At 40.6% G+C, this 18,525-nt stretch carries 17 protein-coding genes; 16 read left to right on the forward strand and 1 reads right to left on the reverse strand.

Annotated elements, in window-relative coordinates:
• The first annotated feature begins 86 nt into the window (after positions 1-86).
• The 4 genes from FD44_RS00295 to FD44_RS00310 all read left to right on the forward strand — a co-directional run bounded on the left by FD44_RS00295 (position 87) and on the right by FD44_RS00310 (position 3,663).
• Positions 87-1,130 carry a GH25 family lysozyme gene (locus FD44_RS00295; RefSeq protein ID WP_010619624.1) on the forward strand — a complete coding sequence of 348 codons (1,044 nt, stop codon included), beginning with the start codon at positions 87-89 and terminating at the stop codon, positions 1,128-1,130.
• Positions 1,131-1,145: 15 nt separating this feature from the next.
• On the forward strand, positions 1,146-1,814 hold the full coding sequence (locus FD44_RS00300) for a hypothetical protein (RefSeq protein WP_010619625.1): 669 nt from the start codon (positions 1,146-1,148) through the stop codon (positions 1,812-1,814).
• Positions 1,815-1,923: 109 nt separating this feature from the next.
• A complete protein-coding gene (locus FD44_RS00305; RefSeq protein ID WP_029327528.1) occupies positions 1,924-2,517 on the forward strand; it encodes an ECF transporter S component in 594 nt (197 codons plus the stop codon).
• Between the two features lie 93 nt (positions 2,518-2,610).
• Positions 2,611-3,663 carry a D-alanine--D-alanine ligase family protein gene (locus FD44_RS00310; protein WP_010619627.1) on the forward strand — a complete coding sequence of 351 codons (1,053 nt, stop codon included), beginning with the start codon at positions 2,611-2,613 and terminating at the stop codon, positions 3,661-3,663.
• A 51-nt stretch (positions 3,664-3,714) separates the two neighbouring features.
• Here the strand turns inward: FD44_RS00310 and FD44_RS00315 are convergent, their stop codons facing one another.
• Positions 3,715-3,951: a hypothetical protein gene (locus FD44_RS00315; protein WP_010619628.1), complete on the reverse strand. Its 237-nt coding sequence runs from the start codon at positions 3,949-3,951 to the stop codon at positions 3,715-3,717.
• 165 nt (positions 3,952-4,116) lie between these two features.
• On the opposite strand from FD44_RS00315, the gene FD44_RS00320 reads away from it, so the two are divergent.
• From FD44_RS00320 to rlmD, 12 genes are all read left to right on the forward strand, one after another.
• The gene (locus FD44_RS00320; RefSeq protein ID WP_010619629.1) at positions 4,117-4,734 is read left to right on the forward strand and encodes a glycoside hydrolase family 73 protein; all 618 of its coding nucleotides are present in this window, start codon (positions 4,117-4,119) and stop codon (positions 4,732-4,734) included.
• A 19-nt stretch (positions 4,735-4,753) separates the two neighbouring features.
• Positions 4,754-5,329 (forward strand): xanthine phosphoribosyltransferase, encoded by a 576-nt coding sequence (locus FD44_RS00325; RefSeq protein ID WP_010619630.1) that lies wholly within the window; start codon positions 4,754-4,756, stop codon positions 5,327-5,329.
• 25 nt (positions 5,330-5,354) lie between these two features.
• Positions 5,355-5,882: a DUF2179 domain-containing protein gene (locus FD44_RS00330; RefSeq protein WP_010619631.1), complete on the forward strand. Its 528-nt coding sequence runs from the start codon at positions 5,355-5,357 to the stop codon at positions 5,880-5,882.
• Positions 5,883-5,961: 79 nt separating this feature from the next.
• A complete protein-coding gene (locus FD44_RS00335) occupies positions 5,962-7,119 on the forward strand; it encodes an ATP-grasp domain-containing protein (RefSeq protein WP_010619632.1) in 1,158 nt (385 codons plus the stop codon).
• Between the two features lie 121 nt (positions 7,120-7,240).
• On the forward strand, positions 7,241-9,493 hold the full coding sequence (pcrA, locus tag FD44_RS00340) for a DNA helicase PcrA (RefSeq protein ID WP_010619633.1): 2,253 nt from the start codon (positions 7,241-7,243) through the stop codon (positions 9,491-9,493).
• 16 nt (positions 9,494-9,509) lie between these two features.
• Positions 9,510-11,525, forward strand: coding sequence for an NAD-dependent DNA ligase LigA (ligA, locus tag FD44_RS00345; protein ID WP_010619634.1), 2,016 nt, complete (start codon positions 9,510-9,512; stop codon positions 11,523-11,525).
• A 35-nt stretch (positions 11,526-11,560) separates the two neighbouring features.
• The gene (locus FD44_RS00350) at positions 11,561-12,706 is read left to right on the forward strand and encodes a CamS family sex pheromone protein (RefSeq protein WP_010619635.1); all 1,146 of its coding nucleotides are present in this window, start codon (positions 11,561-11,563) and stop codon (positions 12,704-12,706) included.
• Positions 12,707-12,790: 84 nt separating this feature from the next.
• Positions 12,791-13,096: an Asp-tRNA(Asn)/Glu-tRNA(Gln) amidotransferase subunit GatC gene (gene gatC / locus FD44_RS00355; protein WP_010619636.1), complete on the forward strand. Its 306-nt coding sequence runs from the start codon at positions 12,791-12,793 to the stop codon at positions 13,094-13,096.
• A gap of 2 nt (positions 13,097-13,098) precedes the next feature.
• On the forward strand, positions 13,099-14,568 hold the full coding sequence (gene gatA, locus FD44_RS00360; protein ID WP_010619637.1) for an Asp-tRNA(Asn)/Glu-tRNA(Gln) amidotransferase subunit GatA: 1,470 nt from the start codon (positions 13,099-13,101) through the stop codon (positions 14,566-14,568).
• Positions 14,568-15,989 (forward strand): Asp-tRNA(Asn)/Glu-tRNA(Gln) amidotransferase subunit GatB, encoded by a 1,422-nt coding sequence (gene gatB / locus FD44_RS00365; RefSeq protein ID WP_010619638.1) that lies wholly within the window; start codon positions 14,568-14,570, stop codon positions 15,987-15,989. The genes gatA and gatB overlap by 1 nt, the downstream gene beginning before the upstream one ends.
• An 18-nt stretch (positions 15,990-16,007) precedes the next feature.
• Positions 16,008-17,030, forward strand: coding sequence for a diacylglycerol kinase (locus tag FD44_RS00370; RefSeq protein WP_010619639.1), 1,023 nt, complete (start codon positions 16,008-16,010; stop codon positions 17,028-17,030).
• An 86-nt stretch (positions 17,031-17,116) separates the two neighbouring features.
• Positions 17,117-18,484, forward strand: coding sequence for a 23S rRNA (uracil(1939)-C(5))-methyltransferase RlmD (gene rlmD / locus FD44_RS00375; RefSeq protein ID WP_010619640.1), 1,368 nt, complete (start codon positions 17,117-17,119; stop codon positions 18,482-18,484).
• Positions 18,485-18,525: the final 41 nt, after the last annotated feature.

Genomic DNA, 18,525 nt, shown 5'->3' on the forward strand with positions numbered 1-18,525 from the left:
TAAAAATTGCGGGGGAAAAACGCATACTTTGGAGGTTATTCATTATTATCGCTTTATGTTTCAGCTTTATTCAATTGAAGAGCGTTGTGGCTGAGGCCAGTGTTGGAACTTCCATTCCAGATTTGTCCGAATGGCAGGGAAAATTGACAGCAACGGAAGTACAGAACCTAAAAAAGACCGTTCCGTTTATCATTTTACGGGTACAGTATGGTAGTGATTATAAGGACGTTGATTTTGCAAATAACGCGGCACTTTGTGAGAAGTACGGTTTGAAATATGGCGTGTACTCTTTTAGTCAATACTTAAGTACAGCCGACGCTAAAACAGAGGCAAAGGATTTGTATAGTCGGGCGCCAGATGCTGCTTTCTATGTAAATGATTATGAAGATCAAACAGTCACTAGTGGGACGACCAACAGTGCGACCTCTGCTTGGTACACTGCGTTGAGGGCCAAGGTTCCGCACAAACGAATTCTTTTCTATTCATATGCAAGTTTTACAAATTCATATGCTGCAACGGCGATGAAAAAATATGATGGGTACTGGTTGGCTGCATACACGAGTAGTCAACCGACTGTTGCCCATGATCTATGGCAGTATACGGATGATTGGTATGCTTCTGCGCTTAGTCAAGATGTTGATGCTAGTGTTAAGCACTCGCAAAATACAAGCTGGTTTTTATCCTCACGTGCAATCAGCTATAACAAAATTGTAACGACAGCCAAAAAAGGATATACAATTTGGAAATCATTGGCTTTCACTTCTAAAAATGGGACAACTGTCGTTGGAAAAAATTACACCGCAAAGTATTACTATGACCACTACAATGGGTCTACTTACTATTCTCTTTATGGTAAGAATGGTAAATGGGTTGGTTATGCTAATAAGAGCGCGATGAGCGTTATGTCTGCAACATCATATGGTCACCAGGCTACGATTGAAAAATTGGGATACAGTCTTTGGAATAATTTCTTGTGGGCGAAGGCTAAGTATAGCTCAACGGCGCTAATAGGAAAGACGTACACCATTAAGTATAAGTATACTTGTGGTAACGGTCGCGTCTATTATTCCTTGTACGATGGGAATACCTGGATGGGCTATATTAACGCCAATGCAGTCTCAGTAAGCTAGAAAGGATTGGCAAAGATGAAAAAAGTTAATAAATGGCGAGTATTATCTATCCTTGGAACGCTAATAGGGTTATTGGTGGTTGGGTTGTTATTTATCCAACTAAATCAGTTAACTGCTGTCAGTGGAAGTTCCGCTACTTCTACCAAACAGTTGTCCATCCCGAATGCCATTTCTACTGGACATGATACTGCTAAGGCGGTAAAGGTTTCTGGGAGTGCCAAGAATGCAAAAGTTTCGTATCGGCAAACGGGCTCTTCAGCCAATGTTGCAACGTATCAGGTTAAGACGGCTAACTCGACACAGGCTGCAAATGCTGTTTTACCTTCACAATCAAGCGAAGGAGAACCGGTTACGTTGAGTGATGGGACGACGGCTACTGAACAAGGGGTAATGGGCCATATCATGGTGACCTGGAAACAAAAGAATTGGCAGGTTACCTCTATTAGTGATACAGCGCAACTGAGTGGGACAACGCCCACCGCCAATGCGTTGAAATCAAAGAACCAGTTAAAGCAACAAAAAATAACGACCCAACCAGTGTCAAAGGGTTCTGCTGTTATCTACGCTTCAGGGCAAGATGCGCCTATGAATAATATTAGCTGGAGAATAAAGACGAAAGTTCAATCGGTTAAAGCACAAGAAGCTGATCAAACAGTCAAAATTGCAAAAGAGGCACTTGGTTAGAATGAAGCCCTGGGAAAACTCCCAGGGCTTTTTATGATGATTCTTAAAAAATATAAACTAGGGAGAATATGCTATAATCTAGGCACATAACTTATCCTAGTAGGTGATTATTATTAAGCAAAATCGGGCATATGAAATCAGTATCTTAGCGTTGTTCATCGCAATTGTTATTATTCAGAATGTGGTTCCAATTCTTGGCTATATTCCAATTGGACCATTAAGCCTAGTTACGATTCACGTGACAGTTTCTATTGCTGCAATTATTTTAGGAACGAAAAATGGTGCGATTGTCGGCGGTGTTTGGGGATTAACGGCATGGGTACGCGCATTTGCCTGGCCAACTAGTCCAATGGCGGTTTACGTGATGGTCAACCCGCTGATTTCAGTTCTACCAAGAATTATGGTAGGCGTCGTCGCTGGCCTCTTATTCCACTATTTATATAAACGATTTAATAATCAATTAGCGATGGCACTGTCAGGACTGGCAGGTGCACTGGTTAACACAATTTTAGTGCTCGGTTTTATTTTTATTTTTTATCAATTTGGGGGTATTCCACTAACCAAATTACACATTAATGCGTTAATGCCCTATTTGTTAGGCGTAATTGCGACAAATGGAATTCCGGAAGCTATTATGGCAGCCGTATTGGTGCCGTTAATTGCAACTCCTCTAATGCGTTTTAGAAAAAGTGTTAAGAAATAAGGAAATTTCTGTGAGGATTTTTGGTATTAATTGAAATCGCTGAAATTCCATGATAAGCTTAAGTTTCTAAAACAATTCGGAGGATTTGAGACTATGAAGATTGTAGTTTTAGCTGGAGGACGCAGCTCAGAACGAAACGTTTCTTTGTCATCAAGCGCAAAAGTCGCTAACGCTTTAAGAAGTAAGGGACATCAAGTTGCAATGATTGATTTATTCTTAGGAATTGATCTTGATTACGTGAGGGATGTAGAGGACTTATTTACGGACCAGCAACAAGATGTTGATTTAGATATCAGCGATGAGGTATTAACGGATGACGATATTAATGCGTTACGTTCAGATGGTTCTAAACAATTATTTGGACCAAACGTGTTGAAAGTTATCTCCCATGCAAACATGGTCTACATTGGCCTGCACGGTGAAGACGGCGAAAATGGGAAAGTTCAAGCAGTTCTAGATTTAAATAACATTCCATATGCAGGAAGCGGTCCATTAGCTTCTGGAATTGCAATGGATAAGAATATTTCTAAACAAGTAATGATGTATAACCATATTCAAACTGCAAAATTCATCACGATTTATAAGGATCATCCCAAGTACGAAATACCATTTGATTTTCCAGTAGTTGTGAAGCCCTCTAACGGCGGCTCAAGCATTGGAACTCGAATTGTTGAATCTCAAGATGAGATTGAAGAAGCAGTTAATGACGGGTTTCGATTTGATACTGAAGTTATCGTTGAGGAATTCATAAAGGGTCGCGAATTCTCGCTGGGAGTTGTGAACGGGAAGGCATTACCAGCAATTGAAATTAGCGTCAATGATGGTTGGTATGATTTCAAGCATAAGTTCCAAAGTGACACCACAACGCAATTCCAGACGCCACCTGACATTCCTGAAGAAGTTCACGATGAGATGAAGGCAATTGCACTAAAGACCTTTAGAGTGCTTAAAATGGCTAATTACGGACGGGTCGACTTTTTATGGAACGATAATGGTCTCTATGTGATTGAGGCGAATTCTCTACCAGGGATGACACCACTATCCTTATTACCACAAGAAGCCGAAGCGGCTGGTATTAGCTACGAAGATTTGTGTAACGATATCATCATGGGGCAAGTTAAAGCGCTTGGATTAAATTTTAAATAAAAAAACACTTGGTAAATGGGGGAATTACCCTAATTTACCAAGTGTTTTTAATTACTTTTCTTCATCTTCGGAAGAATCGTCAGCTTCTGGATCAACCTCTGGCTGAGGAGCGGCCTTGATGAGTGTTAGCTTTTTATTGTTGATTACGACACGGTCGTGATACTTATCCACGATTTCTGGATTGTCTGCTTTAAATGTGACCATATAAGAGTTTTGATAAGCTTTATCGATAAATCCAGTAAATGATTCACCATCAAGCTTAAAAGAAACTTCATCACCAATGTTCATTCAATTCCATCTCCCAATTTTTAATCATCGCTCTGTAATGTAACTGAATTGGCGATTTTTGTCAATTAATGTGCTGCAAATTTTTGGTAAAAATAAAAAGGGCATTGTCAATGACTTCGGTTATCGGTTAAACTGAAGAAAACAATGAGGAAGGATCAATCATTCTTGACCAAAAAACGAAAACGTCGGCAAGATAAGACGTGGCAGAAGCTGCTACTACTCATCATTTTCCTGGGCATGGTTGCTCTTTTTGGAAACCACTTACTCTCGCTTCGTGAACCGCACGTGCAGGTTACATCAGTGAAAACAACAAGCCAACACCAGCGATTTATTGAAGAAAAGGCGAAGCAAGCTCAAAAATTGCAGAAGCAATACAATGTTTTAGCAAGCATTACCCTGAGCCAGGCAATTTTAGAATCGGATTGGGGTAATAGTACCCTGGCATCGCAATACCATAATCTGTTTGGAATTAAAGCAAGTTCAAAACAGGTTGGAAAAGTTTTGGCAACGCAAGAGTATTACGATGGCAAATGGGTCACCATTAAAGCCAAATTTCGTCGCTTCAGCAGTGATGAGGAGTCAATGGTTGCTCACGCCAAGCTTTTTGTTAATGGAACGGATTGGAATTCCAGTCAGTATCATTCAGTATTAGAGGCTACAAACTATAAGCAAGCTGCAAAGGCGTTATATAAGGACGGTTACGCAACAGATCCAAATTATCCTGAAAAGTTGATAACGCTAATAAAACGCTATCGACTGGATCGCTACGATCAAAGTTACTAAAATTTATGGAGGTATTTCAATGAAGCTGCTCGAAGATATGATTCGCAAAAATGGGACTGTCCTACCCGGGGAAGTTCTAAAGGTGGATAATTTTTTAAATCATCAAGTTGATCCAAAATTAATGTACGAATTAGGTGGCGAATTTAAACGTCTCTTTAAGGATGAAGGAATTACCCGAATTTTAACGGTTGAATCGTCAGGAATTGCGCCCGCAGTCATGACCGGCTTACAGATGGATGTTCCAGTTGTGTTTGCCCGAAAGCATAAATCATTAACGCTCATTGATAATCTGTATACAGCAACCGTGTACTCGTATACGAAACAAGTTAGCAACAAAATTAGCGTTGACAAGCGTTTCATTTTACCAAATGATCGCGTCCTAATTATCGACGACTTTTTGGCAAACGGACAAGCGGTCCAAGGACTTTTAGAAATTGCATCAGCTGCTAAAGTTGAAGTTGCCGGTGTCGGTGTCGTTATTGAAAAGAGTTTTCAAAAGGGCCGTAAAATGCTTGAAAAAACAGGTATTCATGTTGAAGCTCTTGCAAGAATAGCATCACTTGCGAATAATGAAGTGACGTTTGTTCAGGACTAAGTCATTTATAGAAGGGATGTAGAATATGGCAATTCATTGGCCGATAGTACTACTCATTTTCTTCGTTAATTTAGTGTACATTACGTTAAACACGCTTCGATTTTTACTGACAATGAAAGGGTATCGAAATTTAGCGCCACTAGTAAGTGTTGTAGAAATCACCGTTTACGTCATCGGATTATCACTTGTTTTAGATCGATTGACCAATTACTGGAACATTCTGGCATACGCCCTAGGATATGGTGTTGGTGTTTGGGTCGGAATCATCATTGAAGATAAGCTAGCATTAGGCTACATGATGGTTACCGTAATCCTACCCGAAACGGACACCCAGCTACCCGGAATTTTACGAGAAAACGGATTTGGGGTGACTCAAAGTGCCGCATCCGGCTTGGAAGGTCAGCGGTTGGTGCTGGAAATTTTGACACCTCGTAAGCTGGAGCGTCATTTATACGCAATAGTGAAAGAGGCGGAGCCCAAAGCCTTTACAATTTCCTATGAACCAAAATTTGTTTCTGGAGGATTCTGGGTCAAAAGGATAAGGAATCGGTAAAGACTGGGCGTAACGCTTGAAATATTACAAAGCGACCCTTAAGATTAGGATTAATATTATAAGAAAGTAGTGAGTTGAGGTGAATAAGGCTATTTTATATCCTAATGACACAATTGGAATAATTGGTGACAATATTAGTGGACCTAGGTTAGTCACAGCTGCAAGAAAAATCGGCTTTCAAGTTGGTGCCTATGGTTCCGATGAAGCCAGTGAAACGTTGCAATTGGCTGATTTTAAAGTTGTTGGAGAGCTAAATGACAAGGAGAAACTACGTCAATTTGCAGAACGGTGTCAGGTTGTAACCTTTACCTCTACGCACGTTAGTTCCGATGTCATTAGCTATTTGGAACAATTTACGAGTGTTCCTCAAGGTTCTGAGATGCTTGAGATGTCTCAAGATCGGCTATTGGAACGCGCATTTTTTGAACAACTAAACGTCAACATCGCGCCGTATGCAACGATTGTAAGTTTGGATGATGTTTATCAAGCCATCAATTCAATTGGGTATCCAAGCGTTTTGAAGCCAATTCAAAAGGATTTAGTTAATGGAAAGGAACTCATCATCAATACCCAGACTGACATTGCGAAAGCGTCTGGACTACTTGATTTTGGGACCTACATTCTAGAGTCAATCGTACCGAACTCGCGTGAACTGTCCATTACAATGGCCAGGGGGCAGGATGGACAAACGGTTCTTTTCCCAATTGTTGAAACGGTTCGAAATAAGGGCATTGTACAGTGGACATTTATTCCGACTCAATTAGATGTTGGAATCGCTCAGGAATTGCGTCGAATTTCAAATGAAGTGACCCAAAACATTCAATATACGGGACTATTTGAAGTTAGCTTTACAATTACGCAAAATGACAATATTTACGTTAAAAGGATTTTACCAGCTGTCAGCCAAACGGGGCAGATATTTGATCGTGGCACAACGGTTAATCAATATGAACAACATCTACGAGCAATTGCTGGTCTACCATTAAGTGAGCCACAAACGTTGATGCCAACTGTTTTGGCACCCTTTACGACTAAGCAGTTAGCTGCGATTAATACCCAATGGGTTCTTAAAAATAACTGGCATTTTACTTTCTATCGGAATGTTAAAGCTGATGGTCAATTGGATAGCCATTCAGCTGGAAACGTTATTTTACAGGCGGTTGACCTAAATGAAGCATTGGATCAGCTAGACGATACTGGAATCTGGAATCAATCAAAAGCAACGGATAATCAATAAAACTAATGGGCTGACATTTGTCAGCTTATTTTTTTAGAATGACTGCAATGAAATCTCAGCAGTTAACATGAAATTTTGCTATAATTGAAACGACTATTTTCAAGAGAGGGTTGAATTTTGCGTGTCTAAAGAAAGTTTATTAAAAGGAATGAACGACAAGCAGCAAGAAGCCGTTCTTCAAACCGAGGGACCGTTATTAATCATGGCGGGAGCAGGCAGTGGTAAAACGCGAGTGTTAACCCATAGAATTGCATATTTAATTGAAGAGAAGGGGATTATGCCTTGGCGAATCCTAGCAATTACGTTTACAAATAAAGCAGCAAAAGAAATGCGAACTCGGATTGTCCAATTACTGGGAGAAAGCGGCAATGATGTGTGGGCTTCTACCTTTCATGCGCTTTGTGTCCGGATTTTAAGACGTCATATTGATTTGTTAGGCTATAATCGTGCATTTACAATTGCGGATACAAGCGAACAGCGAACACTAGTCAAACGGATTATGAAGGATTTAAATTTAGATCCAAAACAGTTTGATCCTAGAGCCGTGTTGGGTGCTATTTCAAATGCCAAAAATTCATTACAAACGCCGAGTGATTTTCGAAAATCAGCGAGTGGTCCGTTTGAAGAAAAGGCGGCCGAAATTTACGAGGCTTATCAAAAGCAACTCGCGCAAAATCAGGCAGTTGATTTTGACGACTTGATTATGTTGACAATCAAGTTGTTTAATCAGGAAGCTGAAATTTTAAAACAATATCAAGATAAATTTCAATATATCCATGTTGACGAATATCAGGATACAAATGATGCACAATACACACTGGTTAATTTGTTGGCAAAGGGTTATCAAAACCTTTGTGTTGTTGGTGATGCAGATCAAAGTATTTATGGTTGGCGTGGTGCCAATATGGACAACATCATGAATTTCGAAAAAGATTATCCAAGTGCCCACATCACCTTACTTGAACAAAACTATCGTTCAACGAAACGAATATTACAGGCTGCAAATGACGTTATTGGAAATAACGCCTATCGTAAGGATAAAAATCTTTGGACTGAAAATGGTGAAGGAAACCCAATTTCGTATTACCGTGCCCAAAGTGAGAATGATGAATCCCACTACGTTGTCTCGAAGATTCAAGAGGGCATCAAGGAACAAAATGAAAAATATAACGATTTTGCAATTTTATACCGGACTAACGCACAGTCTCGAATAATTGAAGAAACTTTGCTCAAGGCCAACATTCCTTACTCAATGGTTGGTGGCCATAAGTTCTATGATCGAAAAGAAATTAGGGATGTTCTATCATACTTGACGCTGATTGCTAATCCAGCTGATTCAATTAGTTTGGAAAGAGTAATCAATGAACCTAAGCGGGGAATTGGTTCCGGCAGTCTGGATAAACTACGTGATTTTGCGAACTATAATAACTGGTCAGAGTTAGAAGCAGCTCAGAATGCTGAAATTGCGAATGATTTAACTGGTAGAGCCCAAAATGCAATTGTGTCCTTTGGTGAAACGATTCGTCAATTGCAAGAGGATGCAAAAAAGATGAACGTGACGGAATTAACGGAGCAAGTCCTAGAGAAAACTGGCTATATGGCCGCTTTAAAGGCATCTAAGTCACTTGAATCTGAATCACGTATTGAAAACCTTGAGGAGCTTAAGTCTGTTACTCAGAAATTCGATCAGACGTGGGATGAAGAGGCTAGTGAAGCTGGAAGCCAACTGGCAGATTTCCTTTCTGATTTGGCACTGGTGTCGGATCAAGATGATGTTGATGAAAATCAAAATCAGGTCACTTTGATGACTCTTCATGCGGCAAAGGGACTGGAATTTCCAGTTATCTTCCTGGTTGGATTAGAAGAAGGAATTTTTCCACTTTCTCGCGCAATTACAGAGGATGATGCGCTTGAAGAAGAGCGACGACTTGCCTACGTTGGAATCACACGTGCGGAAAAGCAGCTCTACTTAACGAATGCGTATTCAAGAACGCTTTATGGTCGCCGCCAAAACAATCCTGCATCCCGATTTGTGGAGGAAATAGAGCCAGAGTTACTTCATATTGATAACGAACCAACTCAAACGGCTGGCGGTAAGAAACTGCCATTTGATGGCCCACAAGCTCGGTCAACGTCAACGTCTTATCGACGAGTGGGAACCAAGTCAGCTACTAAGGTGGTTAATGCTGGAAGTGGTGCTGACAAACTTAACTGGCAAACTGGAAATAAAGTTGAACACAAAAAATGGGGAACGGGTACCGTTGTTAAGGTGACTGGAACCGGTGAAGACATGGAATTGGACATTGCGTTCCCGTCTGAAGGCATTAAGCGGCTCTTAGCATCATTTGCCCCAATTAAAAAAATAGAAAATTAGAACTGGAGGGTCGGAAATGGCAGGTCAAGCAACTGAATCAATTCGTCAAGAAGCAGAAACGCTACGGAAACAGCTTCAAGCGTGGGGAATTGCCTATTACACAGAGGACAACCCTGTTGTAGAAGATTTTACTTATGATAAGGCATATCAAAGATTGGTTGAAATTGAAACCAACTATCCCGACCTGATCACACCAGACTCACCAACGCAGCAGGTTGGGGATGAGGTTATTTCTGATTTCTCTAAGGTGACGCACGAAATTCCAATGCTCTCCATGGGAGACGTTTTTTCTGAAGCTGAATTGGCTGAATTTGAAAATAGAATTACCAATAATGTTGGGGGAAAAGTTGACTACAATTGCGAGCTTAAAATAGATGGGTTAGCAATTTCCTTACGATATGAAAATGGAATTTTAGTTCAAGGATCCACGCGAGGAAATGGCTCAATTGGTGAGGACATTACCAAGAATCTTAAAACGATTCCGTCAATTCCAACTAAATTAAAAAGACCGCTGAATCTCGATGTTCGTGGAGAATGCTACATGCCCAAAGAATCGTTTGCCAAACTAAATGAAACTCGCGAGGCTAATGGCGAAGCGGTATTCGCAAATCCGCGTAACGCTGCTGCTGGGAGCTTACGGCAGCTCGATCCTAAAGTAACTGCTTCTCGAAAGCTCAGTACGTTTATGTATAATGTGGCGTCATTTGATCCACTAGAATCTCGAACTCAGGCTGAAATGCTAGAAGAACTTCATGATTTAGGATTTACGATAAATCCGACCTATCGGGTTGCCAATAATGTGGCTGATATCGACGCCTATGTTGATGAATTTCAACGAAAGCGAAGCGATTTGGCTTATGGTATTGATGGCATTGTTATCAAAGTAAATTCATTACAACTGCAGCGTTCTTTAGGCGCTACGGTCAAGGTACCACGCTGGGCAATTGCCTATAAGTTTCCTCCTGAAGAGGCCGAAACAGTGGTTAGAAATATTGAATGGACGGTTGGCCGTACCGGAGTTGTCACTCCCACTGCAATCATGGATCCAGTAAAGTTAGCGGGAACGGTTGTGGGAAGAGCGTCTTTGCATAATCCAGATTATTTAATTCAAAAGGATATTCGATTGTTAGACACCGTTTTACTCCATAAAGCCGGCGACATCATCCCAGAAATTTCGGAGTATGTCGCGGATAAACGAGCCGCCGACAGCACGCCATATGAGATTCCAACTCATTGTCCCTCATGTGGTGCCGACCTCGTTCATTTAGATGAAGAAGTCGCTTTAAGATGTATTAATCCCAAGTGTCCGGCTCAACTAGCTGAGGGGATGAACCATTTTGCCTCACGAAACGCCATGAATATCGACGGGTTAGGCCCAAAGATTGTGAACCAGCTTTTTGAGCACCAATTTGTTAAAGATATTGCAGATTTATATCGGTTGACTGAGGATCAGTTATTAACTTTAGATAAATTTGGTGCGAAATCGGCTGCTAAGCTATTGACAGCAATCGCTAATAGTCGCAATAATTCACTCGAACGACTTTTGTTTGGGTTAGGAATTCGGCATGTTGGAAATAAAGCGGCCCGATTGATTGCGGAGCACTTTAAAACTTTAGATGCCTTAATGCAGGCTGATGGAGAAACAATTGCTGAAATTAATTCCATGGGCATGGTTATCGCAGATAGCATTACGACCTACTTTGCTAATGGTCAAGTTCAGCAACTTATCAGCGAATTAAAGGAACTGGAAATAAACATGACTTATACAAGTGGTTCGGAGCAAATAATTGACCCTTCAAGCACATTTAATGCTAAACGGGTCGTTCTAACTGGCAAGCTTGAACAAATGACCCGACCAGAGGCAAGTGAGTGGTTAACGAATCGTGGTGCCTCAGTAACTGGGAGTGTTTCGAAGAGTACTGATTTGGTCATTGCTGGTAAAGATGCTGGTAGTAAATTGAAGAAGGCTCAATCCTTTAACATAGAGGTTTGGGATGAAGATCGATTTATTGAAGAAATGGACAAAAGCTGATTAAATGTTGCAGCAAATTAGGAGGAAAATTAGCCGTGAAGCGAATAAGATTAATTGTTAGTTTGCTAGGAATCATCTTGTTTTTGAGCGCCTGTGGAAATTTAGATAGTTCTTCTATGTCTTCAGGAGGTGGAACGTCAACTTCAAAGGGGACTCAATTAACGGGTCAGTCAGATGATTCCCAATACGAAGGCGTTATTAAGAATGGAAAATATGTGACGAGCAAGTCTAGAGGGGTTAGCAACACCCAAAATGCTGACAACCAATTGAACTTGAAGAGCTTTGAAACCGGACTATTGAATGTCTCGAAAAATGAGTTTTCAACGAGTAAGTATGCGTTTCGAGAAGGTCAATATCTTAGCAAGTCAACCGTCAGTAATTGGTTAGATCGCGAGTCAAAATCGAACCCTGATGGTTTAAATCCTAAAAGTAATGGGTCAACTAGCCCAACAAAGAGAAATCCCATATATTTGCAACAGATTGAAGAACAAGACTACATGATTCAAAAGGACAGTAAGCTCACGCTGGGTGGCATTACGATAGGAATTGGTATTAATTCTGTCGATTATTACAAGAAAGCACAGTACGGTGCAACGTATGAAACTGATATTAGTAATGCGCAAGTTAAAGCACAGGGTAGGAAAATTGCCAATGAAGTATTAAGTAGATTACGTAAAAAATCAGCATTGAAAAATGTGCCAATCGTTATTGCTCTTTATAAACAGGCTTCTAACGATAGTTTAGTCGGTGGGAATTTCTTCTCCTACTCTGTTAATAAAAATGAATCGACATCTGTTAGTTCTTGGAAGTCAATTAATCAGAAGAGTTACGTTTTTCCACTTTCTGATAGCCAATCCTCTCCAAACACAAATGACACAACTTCGTTCACTAATTTTAAATCTCAAGTAGAAGATTTCTTTCCTAATTTAAGTGGGGTTACTGCCCAAGCACAGTACACGGATAAGCAACTTGATGGAATGAATATCAAGATAACGACCCAATTTTATAGTCAGACTGAAATCATTAATTTTACGCAATACCTACAATCAGCGGCGCAAAAGTATCTGCCGTCTAATGTCCCAATCGACATTACAGTTAGTTCTACGGACGGTGTTCAGAGCTTCTTGAGTAGAACGGCTAAAGCCAAGAAATTTACGTCTCACGTTTTTAATAGCTATTAAGATGATGAATCAATATTTCGTTGTGGTAAACTAGTTAGATGAGCTTTTAATGATTAAATGTGAATTAAGAAAGAAGGATCTATAATGGCAAATAACATTTCGCAGGACCAAGTTAAACACGTTGCTGAGTTAGCAAAGCTTGAGCTAAATGACAAACAATTAGACTATTTCACTGATCAATTGGGTGATATTATTGGGCTATTTGAAACATTGAATGAAGTTGATACAACTGATGTCCCAGTCACAACGAGTGTTAGTGACCAGTTAAACGTTATGCGGGAAGATGTTGCTGACAATTGGAATCAAAAGGAAGCCCTATTAGCAAACGCCCCAGAAACTGAAAATGGTTATATTAAAGTGCCAACCATTATTGATGAAAGTGAGGATTAAGCATGAATTATTTTGATAAAGATTTAACTAGTCTTCACGATGATTTGGTGAATAAAAAAATAACTGCTGAAGAATTGACGAAACAGACATTTGCCAATATGAAGCAAACGGACCAAACGACCCAAGCCTTCTTAAATTTAAACGAAGACGAAGCCGTTAGGACCGCCCAAGAAATTGATAAGGCAGGGATTGATCCAGAAAACCTTCTTTCAGGGATTCCGGTCGCAATTAAGGATAATTTAGTAACAAAAGGCTTAACGACAACGGCCGCCTCAAAGATGCTTGAAAACTTTAAGCCAATCTATAGCGCAACTGCAGTTGAGAAGTTAGCTGCTAAGCAAACGATTAATGTTGGTAAAACCAACATGGATGAATTTGCCATGGGTGGTTCAACTGAAAACTCAGCGTTTAAAGTGACGACAAACGCTTGGGATAAGACGAAAGTTCCTGGCGGTTCGTCCGGTGGATCTGCTGCTGCAGTGGCTTCTGGTCAAGTTCCATTGGCACTTGGTTCAGATACGGGTGGTTCAATTCGCCAACCAGCATCATTTAATGGTGTTGTGGGAATGAAGCCTACATATGGACGAGTTTCTCGTTGGGGCTTAATTGCCTTTGGTTCAAGTTTGGATGAAATTGGACCAATTACTCGTTCAGTTAAAGATAATGCGGTCGCACTTTCTGCTATTGCTGGGCATGATGATCATGATTTGACAACATCAACCAAAGAAGTCCCAGACTTTGCAGCTGAATTGAATGAAAAAACGACTGTTAAAGGGATGAAGATTGGCTTACCAAAGGAATTTATTGGTGAGGGTGTCGATGAGGACGTTAAGAACGCTGTTCTTGCAGCGGCAGATAAATACCGTGAGCTAGGTGCAACCGTTGATGAGGTATCTCTTCCTCACAACAAGTACGGTGTTGCTGCTTACTATATTATCGCCTCTTCAGAAGCATCATCTAATCTACAGCGATTTGATGGTATCCGTTATGGCTATCGTGCTGATGACGTAAAGAACTTAGAAGATGTCTACGTTAAATCTCGCTCTGAGGGCTTTGGAGATGAAGTAAAGCGTCGAATTATGCTGGGAACCTATTCACTTTCAGCAGGATTTTATGATGCATACTTCAAGAAGGCCGCAAAAGTTAGAACGTTAATTATTCGTGATTTCCAAAAGGTCATGGAAGATCATGACTTCATCATGGGTCCAGTTGCACCTACAGTTGCCTTTAGTATTGGTGCTGAAATTTCAGATCCAATGACGATGTACATGAACGACATCTTGACGATTCCAGTTAACCTTGCTGGACTTCCAGGAATGTCAATTCCTGCAGGATTTAGTAATGGAATGCCAATTGGGTTACAACTGATAGGGAAACCATTTGATGAAGAAACACTATACAAAGCTGGATACGTATTCGAACAAAATACTGATTTCCATAAGAAAACACCTGAGTTAGGGGGCCAAGCTTAATGAACTTTGAAACGACAATTGGACTTGAGGTCCACGTTGAATTAAAAACAAACTCAAAAATATTTAGTCCATCACCCGTAGAATTTGGTGATCAGCCTAACGCTAATACCAACGTAATTGATTGGGGTTATCCTGGGGTATTACCAACGACTAATAAAGGCGTTGTAGCTTCAGGTATTATGGCAGCACTTGCACTTCATGCCGATATCGAAAAGCATAACCACTTTGATCGTAAAAACTACTTCTATCCAGATAATCCAAAGGCTTACCAGATTACTCAGGCTGAAAAGCCGATCGCTCATGATGGCTGGATTGAAGTCGAAGTTGAAGGCAATAAAAAGAAAATCGGAATTGCCGAAATGCATATTGAAGAAGATGCCGGTAAAAACACACATGAACGGGACCACTCGTACGTTGATTTGAACCGTCAAGGGACACCATTGATTGAAATTGTTTCGAAGCCAGATATTAGTTCTCCAGATGAGGCATACGCTTACCTGGAAGCTCTGCGCCAACGAATTCAATTTACCGGAGTTTCCGACGTTAAGATGGAAGAGGGCTCTATGCGGGTCGATGTTAATATTTCTGTACGACCAATCGGTCAAAAGGAATATGGGACAAAGACTGAGTTGAAGAACCTGAACTCATTTAATTACGTTCGAAAAGGTCTTGCGTTTGAAGAGCAACGTCAGCAACGAGTATTGATGTCTGGCGGAACAATTCAGCAAGAAACTCGCCGTTTTGACGAAAATAGCGGTAAAACTATTTTGATGCGAGTTAAGGAAGGTTCCGATGATTATCGTTACTTCCCTGAACCTGATCTTCCAGCTTTAGAGATTTCTGACGACTGGATTAAAGAGGTTCGTGATTCAATGCCAGAAATGCCAGCTAACCGTCGTGATCGATATGTGAATGACTTAGGCGTTACGGACTATGACGCAATGGTTTTAACCCAAACAAAGGAAATGTCAGACTTTTTTGATGCGACGGTTAATGCGGGTGCCGATGCTAAAATGGCAGCCAATTATCTCCAAGGAGACGTAAACGCCTTTTTAAATGACAATCATTTAGATTTGCAAGATACAAAACTAACTCCTGATAACCTTGCCGGAATGGTAAAGCTTATCTCTGACGGAACTATTTCATCAAAGATGGCTAAAAAGGTTTTCAAAGGAATCACTGAAGGAAATGAACCAAAGCAATTCGTTGAGGCTCACGGATTGGTTCAATTGTCTGATCCAGCAAAGCTTCAACCGATTATTGATGCAATCTTAGCAGATAATCAACAATCAATTGAGGACTTTAATAATGGTAAGGATAGAGCCGTTGGATACTTAGTTGGACAAATCATGAAACAAACTCATGGTAAGGCCAACCCACAAGTCGTCAACAAATTACTCATAGCCTCGTTGAAAGGTTAAACTCACTGGAGGAAAATTATGCGTAAACGGGCACGAATCATCTATAATCCATCATCAGGTAGGGAAGCGTTAAAGAACGATCTCGTTGATATACTAGCGGTATTTGAACAGGCTGGGTACGAGACTAGCGCATACGCAACGACACCAAAGCCAAATTCAGCAAAAGATGAAGCAAATCGAGCTGCAAAAGAGGGCTTTGAGTTAATCGTTGCTGCCGGAGGAGATGGCACCATAAACGAGGTCGTTAACGGACTTGCCGGTTTGAAAAAGCGACCGAAAATGGCAATTATTCCGGCTGGAACAACGAATGATTTTGCCCGTGCCCTGCATATTCCTCGAGAGGATCCACTAGCTGCTGCCAAAATTGTACTGAAGAAACAGACCATTAACATGGATATTGGCATGGCTGGTGATAATTATTTCATCAATATTGCGGGCGGCGGACTTTTAACCGAACTCACTTACGACGTTCCATCCAATTTGAAGTCAATATTTGGTTATCTCGCTTACTTAGTAAAGGGAGCGGAATTACTTCCCCAAATGAAATCAATTGAAATGGATTTGAAATATGATGGTGGTGAATATAAAGGAAAGGCGTCAATGTTCCTTTTGGCACTCACGAACTCCATTGGTGGGTTTGAACAAATTGTTCCAGATGCATCTTTGGATGACGGCAAGTTTACAATGATTATCGTTAAGACAAGTAACCTGGCTGAAATGCTTCATCTAATGGTTCTTGTGTTAACTGGCGGTAAGCATGTCGATGATCCAAGAATCATTTATAAGAAGACGAACAAGTTGGTTGCGAAACCCGTAAACTCTAAAATGATGATCAATTTGGATGGCGAGTATGGTGGGGATGCACCTATGAAATTTATCGATTTACCTCGTCATATTGAAATGTTTGCCAACGTTGACGACATGCCAAACAGTTTGTTGACTACCGAAACACCAGACATGATTGAGGCTGAACGAAAATTTGTTGAGAAGGTAAAAGGGCTTCCTGATGAGTTGCCTGAAACAAAAAAGAAGGCCGAATAGCTTCGGTTACTTTGAAAATAAGGGATTTTGCTGTATTATGTCACAAGTACAGTAAAATCCCTTTTAATAGATAGAACGGAGAAAACATGAAAATTAAAGCACCAGTTGAGAAAAATAGTACGTATGAAGTAACCATTGAAGATTTAACCTACCAAGGAATGGGCGTTGCCAAAATTGAAGATTTTCCAATCTTTATTGCGGAAGCACTTCCTGGCGAGAAAGTAACCGTTAAGGTCACAAAAGTTCAGAAGAGCTTTAGCTTTGGTCGAGTTGAGAAATGGCTGTCAAAATCTGCAGATCGGGTAGAAACTGGCGATAAAAAGCTAACGCAGACTGGAATTGCGCCCTTACAACATCTAGCCTATGATGCACAATTAAAATTCAAGCATGACCAAATTCAAAATTTACTAAATAAAACTGATTTAAATATCGATGTCCTACCAACAATTGGGATGGATGATCCTACTCACTACCGTAACAAGGCCCAAGTGCCAGTTCGAATGGTGAATGGTCAGTTGGAGACGGGTTTCTACCGTCAACATTCTCACGACTTAGTCCCAATTGAAGACTATTATATTCAAGATCCTAAGATTGATGAAGCCATCGTTGTGGTTCGAGACTTACTTCGAAAATATCATATTGAACCATTTAATGAAGCATCACACACTGGGGTTGTTCGTAATCTGATGATTCGTCGTGGCTATTATTCAAACGAAACGATGATTTGTTTCATAACCAGAACCCAAAAATTACCAATGGTTGATGAATTGGTAAAGGAAATTACTGCCCAACTACCAGAAGTAACTAGTATCGTTCAGAATATTAACCAAGCTAAGACAAACGTTATTATGGGTAAGAAGAACAAGGTGTTATTTGGTAAAGAAACCATCAGCGACAAGCTCCTTGGTTTAACATTCGCTATTTCACCAACCTCTTTCTACCAGGTTAATCCGGTTCAAACTGAAAAGTTATATAAACTAGCGATCGAGCAAGTCGGTTTAAGTGGTAAGGAAACGGTTATTGATGCCTACTGTGGAATCGGAACGATTTCTTTGGCAATGGCTGAACACGCCAAGCAAGTTTATGGTGTGGAAATTGTTGCGGATGCTATTGAAGATGCAAAAGTGAACGCTCAAAAGAACCATTTGAATAATATTCAGTTTGAGGTTGGCAAGGCTGAAGATAAGATGGCAGAATGGCAACAAGCTGGTCTTAAACCGGATGTGATTGTGGTAGATCCTCCACGTAAGGGGTTAGCAGCTTCTCTAATTGAGAGTGCCACTAAGATGCAACCCAAGAAGGTTGTCTATGTTAGCTGTAATCCCGCTACTTTAGTTCGTGATGTTCAATTATTTGCTGATCAAGGTTACAAAGTTAATCAACCGATTCAGCCAGTTGATCAATTCCCACAGACGACTCATGTTGAGTCGGTAACTGTACTTGAGCGAGCATAGGTCTCATTCACCAAATTGGAACGGCAATAGATAATAACCGG

Origin of the sequence: Secundilactobacillus malefermentans DSM 5705 = KCTC 3548 (genome assembly GCF_001436395.1) — a bacterium.
GTDB classification, from domain to species: domain Bacteria; phylum Bacillota; class Bacilli; order Lactobacillales; family Lactobacillaceae; genus Secundilactobacillus; species Secundilactobacillus malefermentans.

Excerpts from the sequence above, each read along its gene's own strand:
- FD44_RS00300 (WP_010619625.1), top strand. The coding sequence starts at position 1,146 with ATGAAAAAAGTTAATAAATGGCGAGTATTATCTATCCTTGGAACGCTA.
- FD44_RS00310 (WP_010619627.1), top strand. The coding sequence starts at position 2,611 with ATGAAGATTGTAGTTTTAGCTGGAGGACGCAGCTCAGAACGAAACGTT.
- FD44_RS00315 (WP_010619628.1), bottom strand. The coding sequence starts at position 3,951 with ATGAACATTGGTGATGAAGTTTCTTTTAAGCTTGATGGTGAATCATTT.
- FD44_RS00325 (WP_010619630.1), top strand. The coding sequence starts at position 4,754 with ATGAAGCTGCTCGAAGATATGATTCGCAAAAATGGGACTGTCCTACCC.
- FD44_RS00330 (WP_010619631.1), top strand. The coding sequence starts at position 5,355 with ATGGCAATTCATTGGCCGATAGTACTACTCATTTTCTTCGTTAATTTA.
- ligA (WP_010619634.1), top strand. The coding sequence starts at position 9,510 with ATGGCAGGTCAAGCAACTGAATCAATTCGTCAAGAAGCAGAAACGCTA.
- gatC (WP_010619636.1), top strand. The coding sequence starts at position 12,791 with ATGGCAAATAACATTTCGCAGGACCAAGTTAAACACGTTGCTGAGTTA.
- gatA (WP_010619637.1), top strand. The coding sequence starts at position 13,099 with ATGAATTATTTTGATAAAGATTTAACTAGTCTTCACGATGATTTGGTG.
- gatB (WP_010619638.1), top strand. The coding sequence starts at position 14,568 with ATGAACTTTGAAACGACAATTGGACTTGAGGTCCACGTTGAATTAAAA.
- FD44_RS00370 (WP_010619639.1), top strand. The coding sequence starts at position 16,008 with ATGCGTAAACGGGCACGAATCATCTATAATCCATCATCAGGTAGGGAA.
- rlmD (WP_010619640.1), top strand. The coding sequence starts at position 17,117 with ATGAAAATTAAAGCACCAGTTGAGAAAAATAGTACGTATGAAGTAACC.